General features: G+C 67.1%; 23 protein-coding genes and 1 tRNA gene. 14 read left to right on the top strand and 10 right to left on the bottom strand.

Annotation, left to right across the window (positions count from 1 at the left end; genetic code table 11):
* The first annotated feature begins 19 nt into the window (after window positions 1-19).
* Window positions 20-622 carry a phosphoribosylglycinamide formyltransferase gene (purN, locus tag ACKTT0_RS22920; RefSeq protein WP_407852486.1) on the top strand — a complete coding sequence of 201 codons (603 nt, stop codon included), beginning with the start codon at window positions 20-22 and terminating at the stop codon, window positions 620-622.
* A gap of 64 nt (window positions 623-686) precedes the next feature.
* On the top strand, window positions 687-2,132 hold the full coding sequence (locus ACKTT0_RS22915; RefSeq protein ID WP_407852042.1) for an RsmB/NOP family class I SAM-dependent RNA methyltransferase: 1,446 nt from the start codon (window positions 687-689) through the stop codon (window positions 2,130-2,132).
* Here the strand turns inward: ACKTT0_RS22915 and ACKTT0_RS22910 are convergent.
* Window positions 2,129-2,440: a hypothetical protein gene (locus ACKTT0_RS22910; protein ID WP_407852041.1), complete on the bottom strand. Its 312-nt coding sequence runs from the start codon at window positions 2,438-2,440 to the stop codon at window positions 2,129-2,131. The two genes, ACKTT0_RS22915 and ACKTT0_RS22910, sit on opposite strands and share 4 nt — an antisense overlap.
* A 365-nt stretch (window positions 2,441-2,805) precedes the next feature.
* Here ACKTT0_RS22910 and ACKTT0_RS22905 point away from each other — a divergent pair, with 365 nt between their 5' ends.
* Genes ACKTT0_RS22905 through ACKTT0_RS22895 form a run of 3 tightly spaced genes read left to right on the top strand, consistent with a single transcriptional unit; the run spans window position 2,806 to window position 6,571 of the window.
* A complete protein-coding gene (locus ACKTT0_RS22905) occupies window positions 2,806-4,002 on the top strand; it encodes a DesA family fatty acid desaturase (RefSeq protein ID WP_407852040.1) in 1,197 nt (398 codons plus the stop codon).
* On the top strand, window positions 3,999-6,260 hold the full coding sequence (locus ACKTT0_RS22900) for a UvrD-helicase domain-containing protein (protein WP_407852039.1): 2,262 nt from the start codon (window positions 3,999-4,001) through the stop codon (window positions 6,258-6,260). The genes ACKTT0_RS22905 and ACKTT0_RS22900 overlap by 4 nt, the downstream gene beginning before the upstream one ends.
* A 5-nt stretch (window positions 6,261-6,265) precedes the next feature.
* Window positions 6,266-6,571, top strand: coding sequence for a chorismate mutase (locus tag ACKTT0_RS22895; RefSeq protein ID WP_407852038.1), 306 nt, complete (start codon window positions 6,266-6,268; stop codon window positions 6,569-6,571).
* Window positions 6,572-6,579: 8 nt separating this feature from the next.
* Here the strand turns inward: ACKTT0_RS22895 and ACKTT0_RS22890 are convergent, their stop codons facing one another.
* The 3 genes from ACKTT0_RS22890 to ACKTT0_RS22880 are packed head-to-tail and all read right to left on the bottom strand — an operon-like array spanning window position 6,580 to window position 8,646.
* Window positions 6,580-6,894 carry a non-heme iron oxygenase ferredoxin subunit gene (locus ACKTT0_RS22890; protein WP_407852037.1) on the bottom strand — a complete coding sequence of 105 codons (315 nt, stop codon included), beginning with the start codon at window positions 6,892-6,894 and terminating at the stop codon, window positions 6,580-6,582.
* A 19-nt stretch (window positions 6,895-6,913) separates the two neighbouring features.
* Window positions 6,914-7,387 carry an aromatic-ring-hydroxylating dioxygenase subunit beta gene (locus ACKTT0_RS22885; protein WP_407852036.1) on the bottom strand — a complete coding sequence of 158 codons (474 nt, stop codon included), beginning with the start codon at window positions 7,385-7,387 and terminating at the stop codon, window positions 6,914-6,916.
* Window positions 7,388-7,389: 2 nt separating this feature from the next.
* On the bottom strand, window positions 7,390-8,646 hold the full coding sequence (locus tag ACKTT0_RS22880) for an aromatic ring-hydroxylating dioxygenase subunit alpha (RefSeq protein ID WP_407852035.1): 1,257 nt from the start codon (window positions 8,644-8,646) through the stop codon (window positions 7,390-7,392).
* A 165-nt stretch (window positions 8,647-8,811) separates the two neighbouring features.
* Between ACKTT0_RS22880 and ACKTT0_RS22875 the strand changes: the two genes are divergently transcribed.
* A complete protein-coding gene (locus ACKTT0_RS22875) occupies window positions 8,812-9,714 on the top strand; it encodes a LysR family transcriptional regulator (RefSeq protein WP_407852034.1) in 903 nt (300 codons plus the stop codon).
* Window positions 9,715-9,742: 28 nt separating this feature from the next.
* On the opposite strand, the gene ACKTT0_RS22870 is transcribed toward ACKTT0_RS22875, so the two are convergent.
* Genes ACKTT0_RS22870 through dapC form a run of 5 tightly spaced genes read right to left on the bottom strand, consistent with a single transcriptional unit; the run spans window position 9,743 to window position 15,795 of the window.
* On the bottom strand, window positions 9,743-11,677 hold the full coding sequence (locus ACKTT0_RS22870; protein ID WP_407852033.1) for an ABC-F family ATP-binding cassette domain-containing protein: 1,935 nt from the start codon (window positions 11,675-11,677) through the stop codon (window positions 9,743-9,745).
* Between the two features lie 19 nt (window positions 11,678-11,696).
* Window positions 11,697-12,596, bottom strand: a complete 900-nt coding sequence (gene prmB / locus ACKTT0_RS22865) for a 50S ribosomal protein L3 N(5)-glutamine methyltransferase (RefSeq protein WP_407852032.1) — start codon at window positions 12,594-12,596, stop codon at window positions 11,697-11,699.
* A gap of 12 nt (window positions 12,597-12,608) precedes the next feature.
* Entirely contained in the window at window positions 12,609-13,751 is a 1,143-nt protein-coding gene (gene dapE / locus ACKTT0_RS22860) for a succinyl-diaminopimelate desuccinylase (RefSeq protein ID WP_407852031.1), read from the bottom strand.
* Entirely contained in the window at window positions 13,751-14,572 is an 822-nt protein-coding gene (gene dapD, locus ACKTT0_RS22855; RefSeq protein WP_407852030.1) for a 2,3,4,5-tetrahydropyridine-2,6-dicarboxylate N-succinyltransferase, read from the bottom strand. The genes dapE and dapD overlap by 1 nt, the downstream gene beginning before the upstream one ends.
* A gap of 26 nt (window positions 14,573-14,598) precedes the next feature.
* Window positions 14,599-15,795: a succinyldiaminopimelate transaminase gene (gene dapC, locus ACKTT0_RS22850; RefSeq protein WP_407852029.1), complete on the bottom strand. Its 1,197-nt coding sequence runs from the start codon at window positions 15,793-15,795 to the stop codon at window positions 14,599-14,601.
* A gap of 45 nt (window positions 15,796-15,840) precedes the next feature.
* Here dapC and ACKTT0_RS22845 point away from each other — a divergent pair.
* Both ACKTT0_RS22845 and ACKTT0_RS22840 read left to right on the top strand, forming a co-directional pair.
* Window positions 15,841-15,927 (top strand) — tRNA-Leu (locus tag ACKTT0_RS22845).
* 53 nt (window positions 15,928-15,980) lie between these two features.
* Window positions 15,981-16,286: a hypothetical protein gene (locus ACKTT0_RS22840; protein ID WP_407852028.1), complete on the top strand. Its 306-nt coding sequence runs from the start codon at window positions 15,981-15,983 to the stop codon at window positions 16,284-16,286.
* 9 nt (window positions 16,287-16,295) lie between these two features.
* Here the strand turns inward: ACKTT0_RS22840 and ACKTT0_RS22835 are convergent, their stop codons facing one another.
* Window positions 16,296-16,592 carry a DUF2513 domain-containing protein gene (locus ACKTT0_RS22835; RefSeq protein WP_407852027.1) on the bottom strand — a complete coding sequence of 99 codons (297 nt, stop codon included), beginning with the start codon at window positions 16,590-16,592 and terminating at the stop codon, window positions 16,296-16,298.
* Window positions 16,593-16,720: 128 nt separating this feature from the next.
* On the opposite strand from ACKTT0_RS22835, the gene ACKTT0_RS22830 reads away from it, so the two are divergent.
* From ACKTT0_RS22830 to clpX, 6 genes are all read left to right on the top strand, one after another.
* Window positions 16,721-17,041, top strand: a complete 321-nt coding sequence (locus tag ACKTT0_RS22830) for a hypothetical protein (protein ID WP_407852026.1) — start codon at window positions 16,721-16,723, stop codon at window positions 17,039-17,041.
* A gap of 276 nt (window positions 17,042-17,317) precedes the next feature.
* Window positions 17,318-17,521 (top strand): cold-shock protein, encoded by a 204-nt coding sequence (locus ACKTT0_RS22825; RefSeq protein WP_028355693.1) that lies wholly within the window; start codon window positions 17,318-17,320, stop codon window positions 17,519-17,521.
* A 206-nt stretch (window positions 17,522-17,727) separates the two neighbouring features.
* On the top strand, window positions 17,728-17,934 hold the full coding sequence (locus ACKTT0_RS22820; RefSeq protein ID WP_028355694.1) for a cold-shock protein: 207 nt from the start codon (window positions 17,728-17,730) through the stop codon (window positions 17,932-17,934).
* A gap of 296 nt (window positions 17,935-18,230) precedes the next feature.
* Window positions 18,231-19,541: a trigger factor gene (tig, locus tag ACKTT0_RS22815; protein ID WP_407852025.1), complete on the top strand. Its 1,311-nt coding sequence runs from the start codon at window positions 18,231-18,233 to the stop codon at window positions 19,539-19,541.
* A 2-nt stretch (window positions 19,542-19,543) separates the two neighbouring features.
* Complete coding sequence (gene clpP / locus ACKTT0_RS22810) at window positions 19,544-20,197, top strand: ATP-dependent Clp endopeptidase proteolytic subunit ClpP (protein ID WP_028355696.1); 654 nt, start codon at window positions 19,544-19,546, stop codon at window positions 20,195-20,197.
* A 107-nt stretch (window positions 20,198-20,304) separates the two neighbouring features.
* A complete protein-coding gene (gene clpX / locus ACKTT0_RS22805) occupies window positions 20,305-21,603 on the top strand; it encodes an ATP-dependent Clp protease ATP-binding subunit ClpX (RefSeq protein ID WP_028355697.1) in 1,299 nt (432 codons plus the stop codon).
* The last annotated feature ends 145 nt before the right edge of the window (window positions 21,604-21,748 follow it).

Below are 21,748 nucleotides of genomic sequence, written 5' to 3'. Positions count from 1 at the left end.
TTCGGGGCGCGGCAGCAATATGCAAGCCCTGGTGCGCGCCTGCCGCGACGAGGCATGGCCGGCCGAGGTCGGCGCCGTGATCGCCAGCCGCCCGGATGCCGCGGGGCTGCAGTGGGCACAAGAGCAGGGCATCGCCACGGCCGCGCTGTACCACAAGGATTTCTCCAGCCGCGAAGCCTTCGATGCGGCCCTGGCGCAGGAAATTGACCGCCATGGCCCCGACTACGTGTTGCTGGCCGGTTTCATGCGGGTGCTGACGCCGGCCTTCGTCAATCATTACGCCGGTCGCCTGGTGAATATCCACCCGTCGCTGCTGCCCATGTTCCCGGGCCTGCACACGCATGCCCAGGCCTTGGCCACCGGGGTGCGCCTGCATGGCTGCACCGTGCATTTCGTCACGCCGGTGCTGGACCACGGGCCGATCATCGCCCAGGGCTGCGTGCCGGTCTTGGCCGGCGATACGCCGGAGGCCCTGGCCGCGCGCGTGCTGGCCGTGGAGCATCAGGTCTACCCGGCCGCCGTGCGCTGGCTGGCGCAGGGTCGGGTGCGCCTGACGCCCGACCAGCGGGTCGAGGTCGATGGCGAGCCGCAACGACTGTTCATGGGGGAGGCCGCGGCCTGAGCCGGCGGCATCCCCTGGTAGTTTTGCCGGCCGGGGCTGCGGCCCCGGCCTCACTGGAAGAATCATGAGCAAGAACCCTGCCTCCCGGCCACGCAGCGCCGGCTCCTCCGCCTCCAGCCGTCCCGCGCCGGCGCGCGGCGGCGTCCGCCGTCCGCCGGCTGGCCGGCCGGCCACGCAGCCCCGCACCCCGCCCGCGGTGATCCGCATCGACCAGGTGCAGCGCGCGCTGGGCGAGATCCTGCAGTGGACCTATCCCGCCGACGCCGCGCTGTCGCACTGGCTGCGCGCCCATCCGGCGCTGGGCGCGCGCGACCGCGGCGAGGTGGCCGAGGCCGTCTACGATGTACTGCGCCATCTGCGACGCTACCGCCGGCTCTCGGAAAGCGGCGTCGGTCCCGCCTCGCGGCGCCTGGCCATCCTGGGCCTGGCCGCCACCCTGGGAGGCCAGGCCCTGGGCGACGGGCTCGACGCGGCCGAGGCGGAGTGGCTGGAGCGCGTCGGCCACATCGAGCAGGCCGCGCTGCCGCGCGCCGTGCGCGCCAGCATGCCGGACTGGCTGGACGAACGCCTGGGTCGCCTGGACAATGCCGACGCGCTGATGGCCGCCCTAAACCGGCCGGCGCCGCTGGACTTGCGCGTCAACCCGCTCAAGGCCGAGCGCGACGCCGTGCTGGCTGGGCTGCGCGAGGGCCCGGCGGCGCGCTTCGACCCGCAGCCCACGCCGTATTCGCCGTGGGGTATCCGCCTGGCTGGCCGGCCCGCGGTCAACCGCTGGCCGCAATTCGAGAACGGCAGCCTCGAGGTCCAGGACGAGGGCAGCCAGCTGCTGGCGCTGCTGGTGGGGCCGCGCCGCGGCGAAATGATCATCGATTTCTGCGCCGGCGCGGGCGGCAAGACCCTGCTGCTGGGGGCGCTGATGCGCTCAACCGGCCGCCTGTATGCCTTCGATGTGTCGGCCGCCCGGCTGGCCCGGGCCAAGCCGCGTTTCGCGCGCAGCGGCCTGTCCAATGTGGTGCCGGTGGCGATCGATGGCGAGAACGATGCGCGCGTCAAGCGGCTCGCGGGCAAGGCCCAGCGCGTGCTGGTCGACGCGCCTTGCAGCGGCATCGGCACCCTGCGGCGCAATCCCGACCTGAAGTGGCGCCAGCACCCGGAAGCCCTGGCCGAATTGGGCGCCCTGCAGGCGCGCATCCTGAATAGCGCGGCCCGCTGCGTCGCCCCGGGCGGCCGCCTGGTGTATGCCACCTGCAGCCTGCTGGCCGAGGAAAACCAGGTGCAGGCGGAGCAGTTCCTGGCCGCCCACCCCGACTTTGAACTGGTCGACGGCGCGGCGCTGCTTGCCAACCGCTGCGCCGGCCTCGAGCTGACCGGCCCCTATGTGCAATTGCGGCCTGATATCCACGGGACCGACGGGTTCTTCGCGGCCGTGTTCGAGCGCAAGAAAGCAACGGCGGGGGCCGAACCGGCCCAGGCCGTCGAGCCCGCCGGGACCGAAGCGGAGCCCGTCTAGCGGACGCGGTTGTCCGGCCGCACCTGGATCTGCGCGCGGACGCGCTGCGTGCCGGTAGCGCGGTCCTGGTAGGCGACCTCCCAGGCCAGCCAGTCGGCGCCGGGCTGGCGGGCCCGGTAGCGTACCTGCACCAGCGGCGCCGCCACTGTCTGGCAGCGCCCGGTGTCGACCGGCATCTGTTGGCTGCGTACGACAGTGGCGCTGCCCAGCCGCGGCGGGGTGGTGATCCGCACCAGCGGAGCGCGCAAAGGACGGCACGAGGCCGGATGGACTTCATGGTAGCTTGCCAGCAGGATCTCCTGGCCCACGGCGATCGTCCGGGGGCTTTCCGCGGCCGGGGCCTCCTGGGCGGCCGCGCCGGCAAGCAGCCCCGCGAACAAAAAGGGACATATAGTTCGGGCGTATTGCGGCAATATCATGGTCCAAGGCGGGCCAGTGCGCGGGCCCAGACGAAGCAGCCAGCATTTTGCCAGCGATTGTGTAGCAAAACGTACAATCGGGGGTGTGCAAAGGGCAGGCCGGCCCCATCTACCGTGCATGGACGCCATGTCGGCGCAGTGCGAAAATGCAAGCTTAGCCCTTGATTTGAAAACTATTTTGAAACCACGCTGTCATATGCAAACCAGGTAGGCTAAACTGCCTGCCAACTTCAAGCGAGGCTTAAAAAAGCTTTATGGATCAATTCCTTTCCTTCCTTTCCGGGGGGCTTGCCCAAGCCACCTGGTGGCAGATCGTCCTGTACACGCTGGCGCTGACGCACGTCACCATCGTGTCGGTGACGGTCTTCCTGCACCGTAGCCAGGCGCATCGCGGCCTCGACCTGCATCCCGCGGTCATGCACTTCTTCCGGTTCTGGCTCTGGATGACCACCGGCATGGTCACGAAGGAATGGGTCGCCATCCATCGCAAGCACCACGCCAAATGTGAGAAAGAGGGCGATCCCCACTCGCCGATGCTGTTCGGCGTCTGGAAAGTCCTGTTCCGCGGCGCGGAACTGTACCGCCTCGAATCGGCCAACAAGGAAACCATGGCCAAGTTCGGCCACGGCACCCCCGACGACTGGCTCGAGCGCAACCTGTATTCCAAACACAGCCTGCTGGGCGTGATGATCATGCTGGGCATCGACCTGGCCCTGTTCGGCGCCATCGGCCTGACCGTCTGGGCGGTGCAGATGGCCTGGATCCCCTTCTGGGCGGCCGGCGTGGTCAACGGCATCGGCCACTATTGGGGCTATCGCAACTACAACAGCCCGGATACCAGCACCAACGTGTTCCCTTGGGGCATCATCATCGGCGGCGAAGAGCTGCACAACAACCACCATGCGCACGGCACCTCGGCCAAGTTCTCGGCCAAGTGGTACGAATTCGACATCGGCTGGTGCTACATCAGCGTGCTGAAGTTCTTCGGCCTGGCCAAGGTCAAGAAGGTGGCGCCCAAGCTCAAGCTGGAATCCAGCGTCAAGGCCATCGACCTGCGCACCTTGCAGGGCGTCATCACGCACCGCTACGAAGTCATGGCGCGCTACGCCGACATCGTCAAGACCGCCGCGCGCGAGGAACTGGCCAAGCTCAAGCCCGCCCAGGACGGCGCCGCCGCCTCGCGCCTGCAGCGCGTGCGCCGCTGGCTGCACCGCAACGAAGAAGTCCTGCAACCGGAACAGCGCGCCGAGGTCGACCAGGCCATCGCGCAGCACCACTCGCTGTCCACCCTGGTCCAGATGCGCCGCGAACTCGGCCGTCTGTGGGAAAGCTCCAGCGCCAGCAGCGAGCAATTGCTGCACGACCTGCAGGCCTGGTGCCAGCGCGCCCAGCAAAGCGGCATCGCCGGGCTCGAGCAATTCGCCCTACGCCTGAGCCGCTACGCGGCATGATGCTAGAGCAGCTCAACCCTGAACAACGCGCCGCCGTAACGCTCGAACCGCAGCATGCCCTGGTCCTCGCCGGGGCGGGCAGCGGCAAGACCCGGGTGCTGACCACCCGCATGGCCTGGCTGATTCAAACCGGCCAGGCCAGTCCATTTGGCCTGTTGGCCGTCACGTTCACCAACAAGGCGGCGCGCGAGATGCTGGCGCGCATGTCGGCCATGCTGCCGCTCGACACGCGCGGCCTCTGGATCGGCACTTTCCACGGCCTGTGCAATCGCATGCTGCGCGCGCACCATCGCGACGCCGGCCTGCCACAGACTTTCCAGATACTCGACACCACCGACCAGCTGGCCGCCATCAAGCGCCTGCTCAAGGCCAACGGCATTGACGATGAAAAGTATCCGCCGCGCGACGTGCAGCGCTTCATCAACGGCGCCAAGGAGGACGGCCAGCGTCCCGGCGACCTCGAGGCCCACGACAGCCACCGGCGCCGCCTGATCGAGATCTATCAGCTCTACGAAGCCCAGTGCCAGCGCGAAGGCGTGGTCGATTTCGCCGAACTGCTGCTGCGCGCCCACGAGTTGCTGGTGCGCAACGCACCAGTCCGCGAGCATTACCAGCGGCGCTTCCGCCATATCCTGGTCGACGAATTCCAGGACACCAACACGCTGCAGTACCAGTGGCTCAAGCTGCTGGCCGGCGGCGGCGCGGCCATCTTCGCGGTGGGCGACGACGACCAGTCCATCTACGCCTTTCGCGGCGCCAATGTCGGCAACATGGCCGACTTCGAGCGCGACTACGCGCGCGGCACGGTCATTCGCCTCGAGCAGAACTACCGCTCGTACGGGCACATCCTCGATTCGGCCAACGCGCTCATCGGCCACAATAATGGCCGCCTGGGCAAGAATCTCTGGACCGAGCAGGGCGAAGGCGAGCCCGTGCGGGTCATCGAGCAGCCGTCCGATGGCATGGAGGCCCAGTGGCTGGTCGACGAGGTGCGCTCGCTGATCAACGAAGGCAGCCTGCGCCGCGAAATCGCCGTGCTCTATCGCAGCAATGCGCAGTCGCGCGTACTGGAGCACGCGCTGTTCTCGGCGGGCATCCCGTACAAGGTCTACGGCGGCCTGCGCTTCTTCGAGCGCCAGGAAATCAAGCACGCGCTGGCCTACCTGCGCCTGATGGCCAATCCGCACGACGACACATCCTGGATGCGGGTGGTCAATTTCCCGACGCGCGGCATCGGCGCCCGCACGCTCGAGCAACTGGCCGACGCCGCTCGCGAACTTGATTCCAGCCTGTTCGGCGCCGTGGCGCGCGTGGCCGGCAAGGGCGGCGCCAACCTGGCGCAGTTCGCCCAGCTGATCGGCCGGATGGCCCACGAAACGCGCGAACTGCCGCTGCCCGAACTGGTCGAGCACATGCTGGAAGCCAGCGGCCTGGTCGCCCACTACAAGACCGAGCGCGAGGGGGCCGAGCGGCTCGAGAACCTCAACGAACTGATCACCGCGGCGGCCGTGTTTGCCTCCGAAGAGAACTACGACGGCTTGCCGGCCGGCATCGTACCCGATCTCGGCGCCGATGCGCCGCCTGATGGCCTGACGCCGCTGGCCGCCTTCCTGGCGCACGCCGCCCTGGAAGCCGGCGACAACCAGGCCCAGGCCGGCCAGGATGCCGTGCAGTTGATGACCGTCCACGCGGCCAAGGGGCTGGAGTTCGACGCCGTCTTCATCACCGGGCTGGAGGAAGGCCTGTTCCCCCACGAGAACAGCATCCTCGAGCCGTCGGGGCTCGAGGAAGAGCGGCGCCTCATGTACGTGGCCATCACGCGGGCCCGCCAGCGCCTGTATCTCAGCCTGGCGCAGAGCCGCATGCTGCATGGTCAGACGCGTTATGCCATGCGGTCGCGCTTCCTGGACGAAATCCCCGAACAGCACTTGAAATGGCTGACGCCGCGCGCCGGCAGCAGCCATGCGCACGCCGGGTTCGGCGCCTCGGCGGCCTGGAGCGGCCATGGCGACGCGTTCGGTCGCCGGCCGACCGGCACGATTACGCCGCGCCCGCCGCGCGGCGTCACCAGCGGGGTCACCGTCGGCGACCGGCAGTATCGTATTGGCCAGGGGGTGCGGCACGCGCGTTTCGGCGACGGCACCATCATCGGCCTGAGCGGATCCGGCCAGGACGCCCAGGCACAGATCCAGTTTCGCGATGTCGGCGCCAAGACCCTGGCCCTGGGCATCGCCAAGCTCGACATCATCCAGGGGTGATTGCCATGACCGGCAGCGATGCTTCCGAGCCCGATCTGCAGGCGCTGCGCGCCGAGATCGACGAGATCGACCAGCAGATCATGCTGTTGCTGGGGGTGCGCTTTCGCTGCACCGACATGCTCGACGAACTGAAGCAGGCGCACGGGCTCGAGTCCGCCGATCCGCGCCGCGTCGAGCAACAGCTCGCCCGCATCCGCGAGCTGGCCGTCGACGCGGGCGTCCCGCCGGACCTGGCCGCCACGATCCTGCGGGCGGTCATCGATACTGTGCTGGAACAGCATCGCCAGCGGCGCGAACGGCCGTATTCCTGAGCGTCGCCTCAGATCTGCACGTAGACCATGCCGTCTTCGATTTTCACGGGATAGGTCTTGATGTCTTCTTTCAGCGGCGCGCACAAGGCCTTGCCGCTGCGCACGTCGAAGCGGCCCTGGTGCAGCGGGCATTCGATTTCATGGCCTTCCAGGAAGCCGTCGCACAAACGGGCCAGCCCATGCGTGCAGAGGTTGTCGGTGGCATAGACGGCGTCGCCCACCGCATATAGCGCAATTTCGCGGCCGCCCGCAACCCATGGCGTCACGTCGTCAGCGGCCAGTTCGCCGTGCGGCAGGGCAGCGGTCCAGAGGGCAGTGGTCATCGGCAGGATTCCCTGGTTTTCATAACGGATAGATCAGCGAGTTTGGAATCAGCTCGCTGTCGAACACGCATTGGCGGCTGGCGAATTTCAGGCCTTGCGGCGTGTGGCGGACCACGTCGATGTACCTGCCCACATTGAAGACCGTGGTCGGCTGGCTCGGCTTGGTGCGGAACACCGCATAACTGGCCTCGCATTCGAGCTGGCGTGCGTCCGCCGCCAGCACGCGCGGGGCTGCCACGACATGGCGCTGGTAATACGGGTCGTGAAAAATCGTCTCGCTGATGGCATAGACGCGATCCTGCAGCATGGCCTTGCTTTCGAAGGCCAGCGTGGCCAGCGGCAGGCCGTTGTCGTAATTCTCGCGCGGCACGATGCGATAGATGCAATCGTCCACGAAGAACTCCGGCCATTGCGTCCAGTCGCCGGCATCGAGCGTCGCGGCATAGTCGGCATATAGCCGCGCAAGGGCCTGGTACGTCGGGAAATCGACCATGTTCACGCCTCCATCACCCGGCGCCAGTAGGCATACATGCCGCGGATCAGGGTCTCCGTCACCATGTGGTCGGTATTTTCTGCTGCGTAGCCGCCCAGTTCCGCCACGGCCCGGTGGAATGGCTTCTGGGCAAAGCCGGCCTGCGACAGCTCGATGACTTCGCCGTCGTCGGCCGAGACGAAGCCGGCCGGGCCGAACAGGTTCGCCTGGCGCAGTCGCCGGCGCGTCATTTCGGGCGTGTCCTCGGCAAAGCCAAAGTGGGTCCAGACAAAGTCGAACGCGTCATGCCCCACCGGCTGAATGTGGCGGGTGGACAGCGAGTTGACCTGCTGCTGGATGATCAGGCTGGGGAACAGGGTCATGAGCACAGCGGTGGGGCCTTGCCACCATGGCTCGGGAACGATGTCCAGGAAGCGGTCGTCGTTGAGCTGCATCTGTTCCTTGAAGCTGGCCACGCCCTGGGTGACCGAACCTTTGCCTCCCTGGCCGCGCGTCGAGATCATCGCCGCGTGGCGGAAGTGCCGATCCATTTTCAGCTCGGAGCGGTTGTCCGCCCGCCACAGGCCGAAGGTCACGAACCAGGTGTGCAGCAGGCCAGGATGGTATGGGTCCTTGATGTTCTCCTGCATCAGTTTCCAGTTTCCGGCAATGCGCTGCCGGCTGTAGCCATGTATGACCAGCTCGCGTCCGTCGAACACGCGGTCGAAATAATGCAGGATGTCGGGGCCGAGGAACGCTTCCAGCGGCTCGACGCCATGGTCGAATGACGCGAACACCACGCCATGGCGGCAGGCGACCTTCAGTTGCGTCAGCCCGTGCTCGGCGGGGTCGAAATCCGTCGGCATGCCGCCATGCACCCGCCCATCCTGCTTGACGCCGCGCCGCAGCGGCACGCCGATCAGGCGGCCTTGCAGGTCGTAATTCCATTGATGGTAGGGGCAGACGAATTCGCTGCGGTTGCCAGCGCGCGCGCGGCAGAATTGCACGCCCCGGTGTGCGCAGACGTTTTCCAGCACCCGCACTGCGCCTTCGTTGTCGCGTACCAGTATCACCGAACGTTCGCCGATCGCGGTGCGCTTGAAGTCGCCCGGCCGCGGGATTTCGGCTTCCAGGCCGACATAATTCCAGTGCCCCCGGTAGAAGAAGCGCTCCATCTCGCGCTGGTGCAGCGCCGCGTCGGTATAGACGCCGAAGGGAATCCGGCTGGACCCTTCGCCGGGCCAGGCGGGCGTGGCGGAAGAGGGGGAGGCGCCGCTCATGGGGCGTTCCGGGTACAGGACTGCGCCGGCTCGGCCGGCGGGGCAGGGTGGCGCATGATGTCTCCAGGTGTAGTTATGGAGCGATCATCGTGCGTTCCACGAAATTAATAAATAGAATCTCGTGAATAAAGCAGATCACCAGAATCAATAATGGTGGAGACAAGCATGGACTTGAAAGATGTCGACCTCAATCTGTTGGTCGTATTCGATGCCTTGCTCAGGCAGGGCAGCGTCTCGGGGGCGGCCGCCACTCTGGGCGTGTCGCAGCCCGGCGTCAGCAACGCGCTGAACCGGCTGCGCCGCTTGCTGGGCGATGAGCTGTTCCTGCGCACCTCGCGCGGCATGGTGCCCACTCCCTACGCCGAGGGCTTGGCCGAGCCCCTGGCGGGCGCGCTGGACGCGATCCGCGACACCCTGAATGCGCGCACCCGCTTCGAGCCGGCCGGCAGCCGGCGCGGCTTCGTCATCGGCGTCAATGACGTGGGCGAAACCTATTTCCTGCCGCGCTTGATGCAGCACCTGGGGCGGGTGGCCCCGGAGGTCACCGTCCGTACGGCGCGCACCACTTCCATCGACGTGCGCGACGAGATGGAGCGCGGCCGCATGGACCTGGCCATGGGATTCCTGCCGGCGCTCAAGAGCGGTTTTTTCCAGCGCCGGCTGTTCAGCCAGCCCTACGTATGCCTGTTCCGCCGCGGCCATCCGCTGGCGGAAAGCCAGGTCACGCTGCGCCAGTTCCGGGCCGCCGAGCATGTGGCGATCCTGGCCGAGGGCACCGGCCATGGCGTGGTGGACGAGATCATGGCGCGCAACGGCATTGCGCGGCGGGTACGGCTGACCGTGCCGCATTTCATGGCGGTTGGCCCGGTCCTGCAGAATACCGACATGATCGCCGTGGTGCCGCGGCGCTTCGCCGATTGTGCCTGCGAACCGTTCGGCCTGGCGGCCGCGGCTTGCCCGGTGAAGATCCCGGAGTCGGTCATCAACGTGTTCTGGCACGCCCGCAATCACCGCGAGCCGGCCAATCAGTGGCTGCGCAACACCGTCTGCGAAGTATTCGGCGAGTGAGGCGGGATGCCCGGGCGCCGCGCCCGCGCTAGCCGGCTTGCTGGATGCCCTCGAGGGCTTCCTGCAATTCCAGCCAGCGTTCTTCCAGCGCGCCCATGCGCTTGCCCAGGTCGCCGTGCTCGGCCATCACTTGCTGGCGCTCGGCGCGCCGGGCGTCGGAATACAAGTCGGCGTCGGCGATGAGATCATCCAGCTTGTGCAGCGCCGCGCGGATTTTTTCCATGTCTGCCTCGACCTTGGCCAGCTCGCTTTCCAGCGGCTTGCGCAAGGCGGCCAGCCGCTGGCGCTGCTCCGCCTCGAGCCGGCGCTGGGCCTTGCGATTGACGGGATCGGCTGCGCCGGAGGGGTCGCGCGTCGTGGCGCCGGCCGCTTTTTCCTGGGCGGTGCGGGCGGCCAGCCAGTCGCGGTAGTCCTCGAGGTCGCCATCGAATTCGCGCACGCCGCCATCGGCCACGATCCAGAAGCTGTCGACCGTGGTGCGCAGCAGATGCCGGTCGTGCGAGACCAGCAGCATGCTGCCGGCGAACTCGGCCAGCGCCGTCGCCAGCGCTTCGCGCGTTTCGACGTCCAGGTGGTTGCTGGGTTCGTCCAGCAGCAGCAGGTTGGGCTTTTGCCACACGATCAGCGCCAGCGCCAGGCGGGCCTTCTCGCCGCCTGACATGGGGCCTACGGGGCCGGTCGCCGCATCGCCGGAAAAACCGAACCCGCCCAGGTAGTTGCGCAGTTCCTGCTCGCGGGCATCGGGCGCCAGGCGCGCCAGGTGCGCCAGCGGCGTGGCATCCAGGTCCAGCATGTCCAGCTGGTGCTGGTGGAAATAGCCGATCGCCAGGCCGCGCGAGGCGCGGCGTTCGCCCGCCTGCGCCGGCAATTCCTCGGCCAGCGTCTTGATCAGCGTGCTCTTGCCGGCGCCGTTGGCGCCCAGGATGCCGATGCGGCTGCCGGCCCGCACCATCAGCGTCACGTCCTGCAGGATCGGTACCGCATTGCCGGCCGCGTCCGTATAGCCGGCCGACAGGTGTTCGAGCGCCAGCAGGGGGTCGGGCATGTGATCCGGCGACGGGATGCGGATATCGATGCCGGCCTCGGCGTGCAGCGGCGCCAGCGTTTCCATGCGGGCCAGCGCCTTGACGCGGCTTTGCGCCTGCTTGGCCTTGGTGGCCTTGGCCTTGAACCGGTCGATGAAACTGCGCAGGCGGGCGGCCTCGCGCGCCTGTCGTTCGTGCGCCAGGCTGGTCTGGCGCAAGCGCTCGGCGCGCTGGGAGAGGAAGTCCTGGTAGCCGCCGCGGTAGCGCACCAGCTTGCCATGGTCGAAATGCAGGATGGCGCGCGCCACTGCATCGAGGAATTCCGTGTCGTGCGAGATCAGCAGCACCGTGCCGGGATATGCCGCCAGCCATTTCTCGAGCCACAGCATCGCGTCCAGGTCGAGGTGGTTGGTGGGCTCGTCCAGCAACAGCAGGTCCGAGGGCGCCATGAGCGCGCGGGCCAGCGCCAGCCGCATGCGCCAACCGCCGGAGAAGCTCGCCACCGGACGCATCCATTCGTCCGGCTTGAAGCCCAGGCCGGCCAACAGTTGCTCGGCGCGCGACGCGGCACTCCACGCGCCGGCCTCCACCAGCGCCGCCTCAGCTTCGGCGATCTGCGTGCCTTGATCGTCCGCGAGGGCCGCGCGTTGCGCCTGCAAGCGCCGCAGGTGTACGTCGCCGTCGATGACGAACTCGCGCGCGGCCTGCGCGTCAGCGGCGATTTCCTGTTGCACGCCGGCGATACGCCAGCCGGCCGGCAGGTCGATGCCCCCGGCGTCGGGGTCCAGCGCGCCTGTCAACAGGGCAAACAGCGACGACTTGCCGGCGCCGTTCTTGCCGACGATGCCGACGCGTTCGCCGGGGTGCACGACGAAGTCCGCGTCTTCCAGCAGCACCTTGGTGCCGCGGCGCAGGGTCAATCCAGAGGCGCGTATCACTAAAAGCGGATCCTACAAATCAATGGCCCTGGGCCAGTTGCTCGCGGGTGAGCAGCAGTATCTGGTCGCTGGCGGTTTCGGTTTCCAGCCACACCGGCTCCAGCGCGGGGAAGGCCGCTTCGAAGTGCGCGCGCTCGTGGCCGATCTCCAGCACCAGCACGCCGCCGGACGCCAGGTAGCGGGGCGCGTCTCGCAGGATGCGCCGCACCAGGTCCATGCCGTCGGCGCCGCCCGCCAGCGCCAGCGCCGGCTCATGACGGTACTCGGCCGGCAGGTCGGCCATCGAGGCGCTGTTCACGTAGGGCGGGTTGCAGACAATGACGTCATAAGCGCGCGCCGGCAAGTCGTCGAACAGGTCGCTGCGGTGCAGCTCCAGGCGGTCTTCCAGCGCATAGTCGGCCACGTTGCGGCGCGCCACGTCCAGCGCGTCGGCGGACAGGTCCACCGCATCGACATGCGCCCGCGGAAAAGCCAGCGCGGCCAGGATCGCCAGGCAGCCCGAGCCGGTGCACATGTCGAGCGCCGCCTCGACGTCCGCCGCGTCCACCCAGGGCGCCAGCCCCTGCTCCAGCAATTCGGCAATGGGCGAGCGTGGCACGATGACGCGCGGGTCGACCTGGAAGCGGTGGCCGCGCAGCCAGGCCTCGCCGGTCAGGTAGGCCGCCGGCACGCGTTCGGCGACGCGCCGGTCGAGCAGCTCGAGCACGCGGGCGCGCTCGTGCGGCAGGACCCGGGCATCCAGGAACGGGTCCAGCGTGTCCAGCGGCAAGTGCAGCGCGTGCAGCACCAGGTAGACGGCTTCGTCCCACGGGTTGTCGCTGCCGTGGCCCAGCGCTGCGCCCGTTTCGCCCAGGCGCGAGACGCCATAGCGGATCAGGTCGCGCAGTGTGCGCAGGTCTTGTCGGTCGGAAGAGGGCATACAGGCCTTGGCTCAGCGGGGCAGCAGCAGGTTTTCCAGCGTGCGCCGGTAGATGTGCGCGAGCGGCTCCAGCGAAGCCAGCTCGATGCGCTCGTTGACCTTGTGGATGGTGGCGTTGCAGGGGCCGAACTCGATCACCTGCGGGCAGATCTTGGCGATGAAGCGCCCATCCGAGGTGCCGCCAGTGGTCGACAACTCGGCCGCGACGCCGGTCTCGGCGCGGATCGCCTCGACCAGCGCGTCGGTCAGCGGGCCGCGCGGGGTCAGGAAAGGCTCGCCGCCCAGTTCCCAGTCCAGGTCGTATTCCAGCCCATGCTTGTCGAGCATCGCGTGCACCCGCGCTTTCAGGCTGTCGGGCGTGCTGGCGGTGGAGAACCGGAAGTTGAACAGCACCACCGCCTCGCCGGGCACCACATTGGTGGCGCCGGTGCCAGCGCGCAGGTTGGACACCTGGAAGGTGGTCGGCGGGAAGTACTCATTGCCGCGGTCCCATTCGGTGGCCGCGATCTCGGCCAGCGCCGGCGCCAACTGGTGCACCGGATTGCGCGCCAGGTGCGGATAGGCCACGTGGCCCTGGATGCCCTTGACGGTGAGCCGGCCCGACAGCGAGCCGCGCCGGCCGTTCTTGCAGGTATCGCCCAGCGTGTCGCCCGAGGTGGGCTCGCCGACGATGCAATAGTCCAGTTGCTCGCCGCGCGCCTTGAGTTCGTCGCAGACGATCACGGTGCCGTCGACCGCCGGCCCTTCCTCGTCGGAAGTGATCAGCAGGGCGATGGAACCTTCGTGCTGCGGATGGGCCGCCACGAATCGCTCGGCCGCCACCACGAAGGCGGCGATCGAGCTCTTCATGTCGGCCGCGCCGCGGCCGTACAGGTAGCCGTCGCGCTCCGTCGGAACGAACGGGTCGCTGTCCCATTTGTCGCGCGGGCCGGGGGGGACCACGTCGGTATGGCCGGCGAACACGACCAGCGGGGCGGACTTGCCGCGCCGCGCCCACAGGTTGGTGACGCCGCCGCGCGCGATGGTCTCGCAGCGGAAGCCGATCTGCTCCAGGCGCTGCGCCAGCAGCATCTGGCAATCGACGTCGTCGGGCGTCACCGAGGGGCGGGCGATCAGCTCGCGCACCAGCGAAAGTACGGCACTGTCGGCGCTCATCAGGCCCTCAGCAGGTCGTTGATGCTGGTCTTGGCGCGAGTCTGCGCATCCACGCGCTTGACGATGACGGCGCAGGCGAGGCTGTGCGAGCCGTCCTCGGCGGGCAGCGAGCCGGGTACCACCACCGAACCCGAGGGCACGCGGCCGTAGGTGATCTTGCCGGTGGCGCGATCGTAGATCTTGGTGCTCTGCGACAGGTACACGCCCATGGCCAGCACCGAGTTCTCTTCGACGACCACGCCTTCCACGACTTCGGAGCGCGCGCCGATGAAGCAGTTGTCCTCGATGATGGTCGGGTTGGCCTGCAGCGGCTCGAGCACGCCGCCGATGCCGACGCCGCCCGAGAGGTGCACGTTCTTGCCGATCTGGGCGCACGAACCCACGGTGGCCCAGGTGTCGACCATGGTGCCTTCGTCGACGTAGGCGCCGATGTTCACGTAGGAGGGCATCAGCACGACGTTGCGCGCGATGAAGGCGCCGCGGCGCGCCACGGCCGGCGGCACGACGCGGTAGCCGCCGTGTTTGAACGCGGCATCGCCGTATTCCGAGAACTTGAGCGGCACCTTGTCGTAGAACTGCAGGGGCGCCTGGCCCATGACGGCGTTGTCCTGCAGCCGGAACGACAGCAGCACGGCCTTCTTCACCCACTGGTGCACGATCCAGCCGGCCTCGGTCTTCTCGGCCACGCGCAGGCGGCCCAGGTCGAGCGCGGCGATGGTTTGCTCGACCGCCTCGCGCACTTCCGCGCTGGCGTCGACTGGCGACAGGTTGCCCCGGTTTTCCCAGGCGTTTTCAATAGTGGTTTGCAGGTCGAGAGTCATAGCGGCTCAGTCAGTGAAAAAGTTGATCAAAGCGTAGTGCTGGCAAATTGGGCAATGCGGCCGGCGGCTTCGACGCATTGCGCCAGGGGTGCCACCAGCGCGATGCGGATGCGGCCCTGGCCGGGGTTGGCGCCGTGCGCCTCGCGCGCCAGGAAACTGCCCGGCAGCACGGTCACGCCGGTGCGGGCATACAAGTCGCGGGCGAATGCCGTGTCCGAGCCGGGCACGGCCGCCCACAGGTAGAACGAGGCCTGCGGCAACCGGACGCCCAGCGCGGGCTGCAGCAGCGGCACGACGGCGGCGAACTTGTCGCGATACTGCGCGCGGTTGTCGCGGACATGGGCCTCGTCGTTCCAGGCGGCCACGCTGGCGGCGGAGACGATCGGGCTCATGGCGCTGCCGTGATAGGTACGGTACAGCAGGAAGCGCGCCAGCAGCGCGGCATCGCCCGCCACGAATCCGGAACGCAGCCCCGGCACGTTGGAGCGCTTGGACAGGCTCGAGAACACTACCAGGTTCTTGTAGCCGTCGCGGCCCAGGCGGCGCGCCGCCTGCAGCGCGCCCAGGGGCGGATCGCCCTCGTCGAAATAGATCTCGGAATAGCATTCGTCGGATGCAATGGCGAAGCCGTGGCGGTCCGACAGTTCGAACAGCGCGCGCCAGTCCTCCAGCGGCATGACGTTGCCGGCCGGATTGCCGGGCGAGCACACGAACACCAGCGCGGTGCGGCGCCAGGCGTCGTCGGGCACGCTGCGCCAATCGCTGCCGAAGTCGCGCGCCGGGTCGGCATTGACGTAGTAGGGCTGCGCGCCGGCCAGCAGCGCCGCGCCTTCGTAGATTTGGTAGAACGGATTGGGGCACACGACCAGGGGCTGTGCGGCGGCATCGACCACGGTCTGCGCGAACGCGAACAGCGCCTCGCGCGATCCCAGCACGGGCAGCACCTGCGTGTCGGCGTCGGGAGCGGGGATGCTGTAGCGGCGCGCCAGCCACCCGGCAATGGCCGAGCGCAGCGCCGCGTCGCCCTTGGTGGCGGGATACACCGACAGGCCCGCCAGGTTGTCGCGCAGTGCCTGCGCCACGCATGCCGGCGCCGCGTGCTTGGGCTCGCCGATGGACAGGTCGATCGGGGCCAGCCCGGCGGGCGCGGGTCCGGCCGATTCGAGCAGTGCCCGCAGTTTGGTGAAGGGATAGGGATGCAGGGCATCGAGGCGCGAGTTCATGGCGCAAGATTTTAGCAAGCAAGCTACAATACCGGGCTTGGCTTTGCGAAGGTGGCGAAATTGGTAGACGCACCAGGTTTAGGTCCTGACGCCGTAACAGGTGTGCGGGTTCGAGTCCCGCCCTTCGCACCAGTTCCCGGCCGCTCCCTTTGACGGGGGCGGCCCCAACCAGCCGGATGGCCGCGGTGCAGCACTACGAGTACATCTTCTGGGCCATGGCCGCCGTGGTGGCGCTGGCCCTGGCAAGCGGCGCGGCACTGGGACGCTGCGGCAGCGTGGCGCGCAGTCTTGCCGGCGTGGCACTGGCCGGCGTGGTGGTGCTGGCGGCCGTGGCCCTGCTGGCCTCGCGCGCCGGCCTGGGCGACCTCGCCGCGCTGCTGTCCGTGGCGTCTTTCATGTTCTTCCTGGTCATCGGCACGGCGGCCACGTTGCTGGCCCGGCGCGTCCGCCACCAGCGGCTCGCGCGCCGCGCGCCCGGCCGTCTGGGCTGAACCGGCGGTTCAGTCGTCTTCCTCGTCCCCGTCGTCTTCCTCGCTGTCCTGCTGGTCGAGCGCGTCGTGGCCTTTCCAGGTCAGGCGCCAATGCGCGTCGTGCGGGCTGCCGTCCATCGAGAGGGCGGCCTTGATCAGCCCGGCATCGGCCAGGATGTCCAGGTGGTGGGCAATCAAGGGCGCGGGCGGGGCATCCTGCATGCTGGCGTGCACGGCTGCCACGATATGGGCTTCGGACAGCGCGGCGGTGTCGGCATCGCGCAGCTCGCTCAGTATCGTGACCACAAGATCGAAATCGCGTTGCATGGCTCGTTCCTCCCGAAAGCCGTCCATGCGGCACGATACCAGTATCCCGCGCTGCGGCCCAGCCAGCCGCTGCGCGCGGCCGGCCAGGCTGGTATAGTCGCGTCCCCGCGCATGCAAAGGACCCGATCATGGACATCACCAGCCGCCAAGTCGCCGCGATCCCCGGCGGCCTTGCCCTGCAGACCACGCTGGACGGCGAGCGCATCGACACGTACGTGGTGGCAGGCGTTTCCGACCTGGAGGCCGTCGCCGATATCGTGCCGCGCGAGAAGGTCGAGGCGGGCGCGGAAATCCACGTCACGGCCGTGGACGCGATCGACACGGCGCAAGAGCAGGTCGACCAGGTGCTCGACAACATCAACCCCGGCGACGTGGCCGTATTCCTGTGCGCGGATGCGGATGCCTACAACGCCGCCCTCGACCTGCTGGGATTGCCGCTCGAGTCCTGACGCGCGCGGGCTGCGCACACGCGCGGGACCGCCCCGCGCCTGAATAGTTCCAAATTTGCCCGCGTGCCGTTGCGCTTTGTTGCATTATTGGCACGTATTTTTGAGGATTATGTTGACTTGTGAGGGGAACCTAACGATAGTGACGGCACACGATCTCAAGCGTTGCGATTTTCGATCAGTGCAGTGCCTTTGCCGGCCAGCGTTATTGTTCTACTGTCCCCTCCTTGATTGATTCGTGACCCCGGGCATTTGCCCATTATCTCTAGGAAACACAGTATGGAAACCGGCGTCGTTAAGTGGTTCAACTCGGAAAAGGGCTACGGCTTTATTACTCCGGAAGGAGGCGGCAAGGATTTGTTCGCGCATTTTTCCGAAATTCAGGCCAACGGCTTCAAGTCCCTCGAAGAGAACCAACGCGTCAGCTTTGTGACGGCTAATGGTCCCAAGGGTCCGCAAGCAACGAAAATCCAGGTCCTGTAAGGCCTGGCGCTCCGAAAAGCCCCTGCGGGGGCTTTTTTGTTGCCCGCAGGCCATATATGGGGCCAGACCTATGGCCGGATGCCGACGAATTTGCATCAATTTGCAATATTTGACGTTTTTCGATGGCCGCACCTACACTGGACTGGCGACGCGCTTGCCGTTCTGCCTGTCGCCCCGCGAGCAATCGCTATCTGAAGGACACATCCATGGCAACAGGTATCGTCAAGTGGTTCAACGCTGAAAAGGGCTACGGTTTCATCACGCCCGATGACGGCAGCAAGGATCTTTTCGCGCACTACTCGGAAATCAGCAGCGAAGGCTACAAGTCGCTGCAGGAAAACCAGCGCGTGACGTTCGATGTGGGGCAGGGGCCCAAGGGCCCCAGCGCCAAGAACATCAAGGTCACCAGCTAGCGCGCGCGGCCCGTCCGCGCTTCCCGCCCCCATGCGGCCCCGCGCCGGTGGGGGCGTTTTGTCGTGCGCGGCACGCAGATGTAAAAAAAATCTGCACGGGCGGTTCGGTCCGGGGCCGGGTCGCCGGGCGCTGTGCGCATCTCTAGGCAAGCCCGGCGCCGCCAATTTGCCAGCCGGCCCGGCGACTGCCTTGGGGACTTCCCCAGGGCTCGGCTCCGCCTGTCGCGGAGGGGTTGAAGTTTCCGGTAAAATGCCCTGTTTATTCGTTCGTTCACCCAATTTCTCGGAAAATTTTGATGCAGCCTGTGGTTGAAACCCTCTCTGGTCTGGAACGCCGCGTCGACCTCGCGGTTTCGGTGGCCGACGTCGAAAAGGAAGTCCAGGCGCAGTTGAAGCGCGTGGCTCGTACCGCCAAGGTGCCCGGGTTCCGTCCGGGCAAGGCCCCGCTGGCCATGCTCGAGCGCAGCCACGGCCCCGGCATTCGCTACGATGTGATCAACGGCCAGGTCGGCCGCGCTTTCGAGCAGGCCATCGATGGCGCCAAGCTGCGCGTCGCCGGCGCGCCTACGCTCGAACCGAAGACCGAGGGCGTGGCCGACGACACGCTGGCTTTCACCGCCACCTTCGAGGTCTACCCCGAAGTGGCCGTGCCCGACCTGGCCGCGCTGTCCGTGACCCGCTACGAGACCGCCGTGTCCGACGCCGAAGTCCAGCAGACGCTCGACGTGCTGCGCAAGCAGCGCGCCACCTATGAAGCCCGCGAAGATCGCGCCGCCCAGGATGGCGACCGCGTCACGCTCGACTTCGCCGGCACCATCGACGGCGTGCCGTTCGAGGGCGGCAAGGCCGAGAACTTCCCCTTCGTGCTGGGCCAGGGCCGCATGCTGCCCGAATTCGAAGCCGCCGCGCAGGGCCTGAAGGCGGGCGAGACGAAAGTGTTCCCGCTCAAGTTCCCCGATGACTACCAGGGCAAGGAAGTCGCCGGCAAGACCGCCGAATTCACCATCACGGTCAAGGAAGTCGCCGAAGGCGTGCTGCCCGAGGTCAATGGCGATTTCGCCAAGGCGCTCGGCCAGGCGGAAGGCGATGTCGAAAAGCTCAAGGCCGACATCCGTACCAACATCGAGCGCGAAGTCAAGGCGCGCACGCAGGGCCGCACCAAGGCCAGCGTCATGGATGCCCTGGTCGAGGCCGGCAAGTTCGACGTGCCCAAGGCCCTGGTGGACAACGACGTGCAGGGCCGCGTCCAGGCCGCCCGCGAGGAACTGAAGCAGCGCGGCGTGCCCAACGCCGAGTCGGTGCCCATTCCGGCCGAAGCCTTTGCCACCGAGTCCGAGCGCCGCGTGCGCCTGGGCCTGCTGGTTTCGGAGCTGGTCAAGCAGGCGCAATTGCAGGCCAAGCCCGAGCAGGTGCGCGCGCGCATCGAAGAGTTCGCGCAAAATTACGAGCAGCCCGCGCAGGTCGTCAGCTACTACCTGACCGACCGCCAGCGCCGCGCCGAAATCGAAGCCATCGTGCTCGAGGACAACGTGGTGCAGCACGTGCTGGACAAAGCCAAGGTCACCGAAGAGCAGGTGCCTTTCGATCAGCTGATGGGGATGGCGTAAGCATGCAGCGTTTCACCGATTTCTATGCGGCAATGTACGGCGGGTCGTCGGTCACGCCCACTGGCCTGGGGTATATCCCCATGGTCATCGAGCAATCCGGGCGCGGCGAGCGCGCGTACGACATCTACTCGCGCCTGCTGCGCGAGCGCCTGATCTTCCTGGTCGGCCCGGTCAACGACAACACGGCCAACCTGATCGTGGCGCAATTGCTGTTCCTGGAATCGGAGAACCCCGACAAGGACATCTCGCTGTACATCAACTCGCCGGGCGGGTCGGTGTACGCGGGGATGGCCATTTTCGACACCATGCAGTTCGTCAAGCCCGACGTGTCGACGCTGTGCACCGGGCTGGCGGCCAGCATGGGGGCTTTCCTGCTGGCGGCCGGCAAGAAGGGCAAGCGCTTCACGCTGCCGAATTCGCGCATCATGATTCACCAGCCTTCGGGCGGCGCCCAGGGCCAGGCTTCCGACATCCAGATCCAGGCCCGCGAGATCCTCGACCTGCGCGAGCGCCTGAACCGCATCCTGGCCGAGAATACCGGCCAGCCCGTGGAACGCATTGCCGTGGACACCGAGCGCGACAACTTCATGTCGGCCGAAGATGCGGTATCGTATGGTCTGGTGGACAAGGTTCTCGCATCCCGTTCCGAGGGCTAGTCGAACGGAATTCCCCGGGCCTGTGCGGTGCCGTCACGTCCGAGTAAGCGTTGAATGCGCCGGCCGATTTCCGGCGGGCGCGTTCTCACCAGAGATACGAAACACATATGCCTGAAAAAAAGGGATCGGCCGACGCAAAGGTACTGCACTGCTCGTTCTGCAACAAGAGCCAGCACGAAGTCCGCAAGCTGATCGCAGGGCCGTCGGTGTTCATCTGCGATGAATGCATCGACCTCTGCAACGACATCATCCGCGAGGAAGCTCAGGCGACCGCGCGCGCGGCCATACGGTCCGAGCTGCCCACGCCGGCTGAAATCAAGACCTTCCTGGACCAATACGTCATCGGCCAGACGCTGCCCAAGCGCATGCTGGCGGTGGCCGTCTACAACCACTACAAGCGCATCCGCCACGGCGAGATCAAGGGCGACGAGGTCGAGCTCTCCAAGAGCAACATCATGCTCATCGGCCCCACCGGTTCGGGCAAGACGCTGCTGGCCCAGACGCTGGCGCGCATGCTCAACGTGCCGTTCGTGATGGCCGACGCCACCACGCTGACCGAAGCCGGCTATGTTGGCGAGGACGTCGAGAACATCATCCAGAAGTTGCTGCAGAACTGCAACTACGAGGTCGAGAAGGCGCAGCGCGCCATCATCTACATCGACGAAATCGACAAGATCTCGCGCAAGTCCGACAACCCCTCGATCACCCGCGACGTGTCGGGCGAGGGCGTGCAGCAGGCGCTGCTCAAGCTCATCGAGGGCACCGTGGCTTCGGTGCCCCCGCAGGGCGGGCGCAAGCATCCCAACCAGGATTTCGTCCAGGTCGACACCACCAATATCCTGTTCATCGTCGGCGGCGCCTTCGATGGCCTCGAGAAGGTGATCCGCGACCGCACCGAGAAATCGGGCATCGGCTTTTCCGCGTCCGTGCGGGCCAAGTCCGAGCGGGGCGTGGGCGAGCTGTTCAGCGAGGTCGAGCCGGAAGACCTCATCAAGTTCGGCCTTATCCCCGAGCTGGTCGGCCGCCTGCCCGTGGTGGCCACCCTGGACGAGCTCGACGAAGCGGCGCTGGTCCAGATCCTCACCGAGCCCAAGAACTCGTTGATCAAGCAGTTCCAGAAGCTGTTCGCCATGGAAGGCGCCGAACTCGACGTCCGCCCCGGCGCGCTCAAGGCCATCGCCCGCAAGGCGCTCAAGCGCAAGACCGGGGCCCGCGGCCTGCGCTCGATCATCGAAGCGGCGCTGCTGGACACCATGTACGACCTGCCTTCCCAGGGCAACGTCAGCCGGGTGGTGCTCGACGAAAACGTCATCGACAGCGACGGCAAGCCGCTGCTCATCTACGCCGACGAGGCGGCCGCGCCGGACAAGCCGGCCCGCAACCAGGTGCGCGGCGCAGCTGCTTGAAAACACAGCAAAAAACCCGTTTTGTAACGGGTTTTTTTGCCTCTGGACGCCATCCGGCCGCCGGCTGCTTGATTTTTCGGCTATCGTTCCCATATCAGACGTAACCGACACGGATAAATGGGTCACGCGCCCGCGATTCCGTTCC

Source organism: Bordetella saccharivorans, from assembly GCF_045862855.1.
Classification (GTDB): domain Bacteria; phylum Pseudomonadota; class Gammaproteobacteria; order Burkholderiales; family Burkholderiaceae_B; genus Bordetella_A; species Bordetella_A petrii_F.
This window is presented reverse-complemented; position numbering and strand designations above follow the sequence as displayed.

What these genes read in the sequence shown, in the direction of transcription:
- purN (WP_407852486.1), top strand. Translation starts at nt 20, where the DNA reads ATGCAAGCCCTGGTGCGCGCCTGCCGCGACGAGGCATGGCCGGCCGAG.
- ACKTT0_RS22915 (WP_407852042.1), top strand. Translation starts at nt 687, where the DNA reads ATGAGCAAGAACCCTGCCTCCCGGCCACGCAGCGCCGGCTCCTCCGCC.
- ACKTT0_RS22905 (WP_407852040.1), top strand. Translation starts at nt 2,806, where the DNA reads ATGGATCAATTCCTTTCCTTCCTTTCCGGGGGGCTTGCCCAAGCCACC.
- ACKTT0_RS22900 (WP_407852039.1), top strand. Translation starts at nt 3,999, where the DNA reads ATGATGCTAGAGCAGCTCAACCCTGAACAACGCGCCGCCGTAACGCTC.
- ACKTT0_RS22895 (WP_407852038.1), top strand. Translation starts at nt 6,266, where the DNA reads ATGACCGGCAGCGATGCTTCCGAGCCCGATCTGCAGGCGCTGCGCGCC.
- ACKTT0_RS22890 (WP_407852037.1), bottom strand. Translation starts at nt 6,894, where the DNA reads ATGACCACTGCCCTCTGGACCGCTGCCCTGCCGCACGGCGAACTGGCC.
- ACKTT0_RS22885 (WP_407852036.1), bottom strand. Translation starts at nt 7,387, where the DNA reads ATGGTCGATTTCCCGACGTACCAGGCCCTTGCGCGGCTATATGCCGAC.
- ACKTT0_RS22880 (WP_407852035.1), bottom strand. Translation starts at nt 8,646, where the DNA reads ATGAGCGGCGCCTCCCCCTCTTCCGCCACGCCCGCCTGGCCCGGCGAA.
- ACKTT0_RS22875 (WP_407852034.1), top strand. Translation starts at nt 8,812, where the DNA reads ATGGACTTGAAAGATGTCGACCTCAATCTGTTGGTCGTATTCGATGCC.
- prmB (WP_407852032.1), bottom strand. Translation starts at nt 12,596, where the DNA reads ATGCCCTCTTCCGACCGACAAGACCTGCGCACACTGCGCGACCTGATC.
- dapE (WP_407852031.1), bottom strand. Translation starts at nt 13,751, where the DNA reads ATGAGCGCCGACAGTGCCGTACTTTCGCTGGTGCGCGAGCTGATCGCC.
- dapD (WP_407852030.1), bottom strand. Translation starts at nt 14,572, where the DNA reads ATGACTCTCGACCTGCAAACCACTATTGAAAACGCCTGGGAAAACCGG.
- dapC (WP_407852029.1), bottom strand. Translation starts at nt 15,795, where the DNA reads ATGAACTCGCGCCTCGATGCCCTGCATCCCTATCCCTTCACCAAACTG.
- ACKTT0_RS22835 (WP_407852027.1), bottom strand. Translation starts at nt 16,592, where the DNA reads ATGCAACGCGATTTCGATCTTGTGGTCACGATACTGAGCGAGCTGCGC.
- ACKTT0_RS22830 (WP_407852026.1), top strand. Translation starts at nt 16,721, where the DNA reads ATGGACATCACCAGCCGCCAAGTCGCCGCGATCCCCGGCGGCCTTGCC.
- ACKTT0_RS22825 (WP_028355693.1), top strand. Translation starts at nt 17,318, where the DNA reads ATGGAAACCGGCGTCGTTAAGTGGTTCAACTCGGAAAAGGGCTACGGC.
- ACKTT0_RS22820 (WP_028355694.1), top strand. Translation starts at nt 17,728, where the DNA reads ATGGCAACAGGTATCGTCAAGTGGTTCAACGCTGAAAAGGGCTACGGT.
- tig (WP_407852025.1), top strand. Translation starts at nt 18,231, where the DNA reads ATGCAGCCTGTGGTTGAAACCCTCTCTGGTCTGGAACGCCGCGTCGAC.
- clpP (WP_028355696.1), top strand. Translation starts at nt 19,544, where the DNA reads ATGCAGCGTTTCACCGATTTCTATGCGGCAATGTACGGCGGGTCGTCG.
- clpX (WP_028355697.1), top strand. Translation starts at nt 20,305, where the DNA reads ATGCCTGAAAAAAAGGGATCGGCCGACGCAAAGGTACTGCACTGCTCG.